Source organism: Psychromonas aquatilis (assembly GCF_038155185.1).
In the GTDB taxonomy this organism is placed as follows: domain Bacteria; phylum Pseudomonadota; class Gammaproteobacteria; order Enterobacterales; family Psychromonadaceae; genus Psychromonas; species Psychromonas aquatilis.
In genome coordinates, this window is the sequence record NZ_JBAKAZ010000114.1 from 1 (window position 1) to 2,674 (window position 2,674).

Genomic DNA, 2,674 nt, shown 5'->3' on the forward strand with positions numbered 1-2,674 from the left:
GCCTCGGTGGACAATGCTCCAGTCGATACGCCATTAGTGGTGACATTAGATAATGGTGAAACGATCACGATTGCCGTGGGTGACACGACGGGCAGTGTGACCTTTGCTAATCCAAACGGTGACGATGCGTATGTTGACGGTGAAGAGCTGACCTACGCGATTGATTCCGCGACGGGCGGCAACTACGAAGCGCTTAATAGTGATGCGACGTCAACGGTAACGGTAAGCGATACGCTTGATACGAGTAAGGTTACCCTGAGCAGTAATAGTGCCGAGGAAGGCACTGAGATTACTATCACGGCGACAGTGGATAATGCCCCAGAAGAGACAGACCTCGTATTAACCTTAAACAATGGTGAGCAAATTACCATTGTCGTGGGTCAAACCGAAGGCCGTGTTACCTTTGACAACCCAAATGAGGAAGATGTGTACCTTGATGCTGAGGCGTTAGAGTACAGCATCGTTGAAAGCAATAACGGTGGTAATTACGAAGCGTTAGATACCAGCAGCAAGACAACGGTGACTGTGACAGATACCTCAACAGCAACAGTGGTGAGCTTATCGGATAGCACGGTGGCGGAAGGCACTGATATCACGATCACAGCGACTGTCAGCGATGCGCCTCAAGGTGATGATTTAGTCTTAACCCTTGATAATGGTGAGTTTATTACTATCACGGCAGGGCAAACCACGGGCAGCGTGAGCTTTACCAACCCGAATACAGAAGATACTTACTTAGATGCTGACACGCAGACAGTGGGTATCAGTGCATCAACGGGCGGTAATTATGAAACATTGAATACCAATGCGGTTGCGACCATCACGGTGACGGACACAATTGCAACTACCACCATCAGCTTGGATAACCCAACCGTTGAAGAAGGCGGTGAGATCACGATTAGCGCCTCGGTGGACAATGCCCCAGCCGATACGCCATTAGTGGTGACATTAGATAATGGTGAAACGATCACCATTGATGTGGGTGCCACGACGGGCAGTGTGACCTTTGCTAATCCAAACGGTGACGATGCGTATGTTGACGGTGAAGAGCTGACCTACACAATCGACTCAGCAACGGGCGGTAATTACGAAGCGCTTAATAGTGATGTGACGTCAACGGTAACGGTAAGCGATACGATTGATACCAGTAAGGTTACCCTGAGCAGTAATAATGTCGAGGAAGGCACTGATATTACTATCATTGCGACAGTGGATAATGCACCTGAAGGTACAGATTTAATTGTCTATTTAAATAATGGACAAGAGCTCACGATCTCTGCTGGCCATACTACTGGCAGTGTAACGTTTGCTAATCCAAACGAAGAAGATGTGTATGTTGACGGTGAAGAGCTGACCTACGCGATTGATTCCGCGACGGGCGGCAACTACGAAGCGCTTAATAGTGATGCGACGTCAACGGTAACGGTAAGCGATACGCTTGATACGAGTAAGGTTACCCTGAGCAGTAATAGTGCCGAGGAAGGCACTGATATTACTATCACGGCGACAGTGGATAATGCCCCAGAAGAGACAGACCTGGTATTAACCTTAAACAATGGTGAGCAAATTACCATTGCCGTGGGTCAAACCGAAGGCCGTGTTACCTTTGACAACCCAAATGGGGAAGATGTGTACCTTGATGCTGAGGCGTTAGAGTACAGCATCGTTGAAAGCAATAACGGTGGTAATTACGAAGCGTTAGATACCAGCAGCAAGACAACGGTGACTGTGACAGATACCTCAACAGTAGCAGTGGTGAGCTTGTCGGATAACACGGTGGCGGAAGGCACTGATATCACGATCACAGCGACTGTCAGCGATGCGCCTCAAGGTGATGATTTAGTCTTAACCCTTGATAATGGTGAGTTTATTACTATCACGGCAGGGCAAACCACGGGCAGCGTGAGCTTTACCAACCCGAATACAGAAGATACTTACTTAGATGCTGACACGCAGACAGTGGGTATCAGTGCATCAACGGGCGGTAATTATGAAACATTGAATACCGACGCGGTTGCGACCATCACGGTGACGGACACAATTGCAACTACCACCATCAGCTTGGATAACCCAACCGTTGAAGAAGGCGGTGAGATCACGATTAGCGCCTCGGTGGACAATGCTCCAGTCGATACGCCATTAGTGGTGACATTAGATAATGGTGAAACGATCACGATTGCCGTGGGTGACACGACGGGCAGTGTGACCTTTGCTAATCCAAACGGTGACGATGCGTATGTTGACGGTGAAGAGCTGACCTACGCGATTGATTCCGCGACGGGCGGCAACTACGAAGCGCTTAATAGTGATGCGACGTCAACGGTAACGGTAAGCGATACCAAGGATACCAGTAAGGTTACCCTGAGCAGTAATAGTGTCGAGGAAGGCACTGAGATTACTATCACTGCGACAGTGGATAATGCCCCAGAAGAGACAGACCTCGTATTAACCTTAAACAATGGTGAGCAAATTACCATTGTCGTGGGTCAAACTGAAGGCCGTGTTACCTTTGACAACCCAAATGGGGAAGATGTGTACCTTGATGCTGAGGCGTTAGAGTACAGCATCGTTGAAAGCAATAACGGTGGTAATTACGAAGCGCTAGAGACGAGCAGCAAGACAACGGTGACTGTGGCAGATACTTCAACAACAGCAGTGGTGAGCTTATCGGATA

At 48.7% G+C, this 2,674-nt stretch carries 1 protein-coding gene; it reads left to right on the plus strand.

Annotation, left to right across the window (positions count from 1 at the left end):
• A partial coding sequence (locus V6256_RS15045; RefSeq protein ID WP_341599086.1) for an immunoglobulin-like domain-containing protein occupies positions 1-2,674 on the plus strand: 2,674 nt, incomplete at both ends.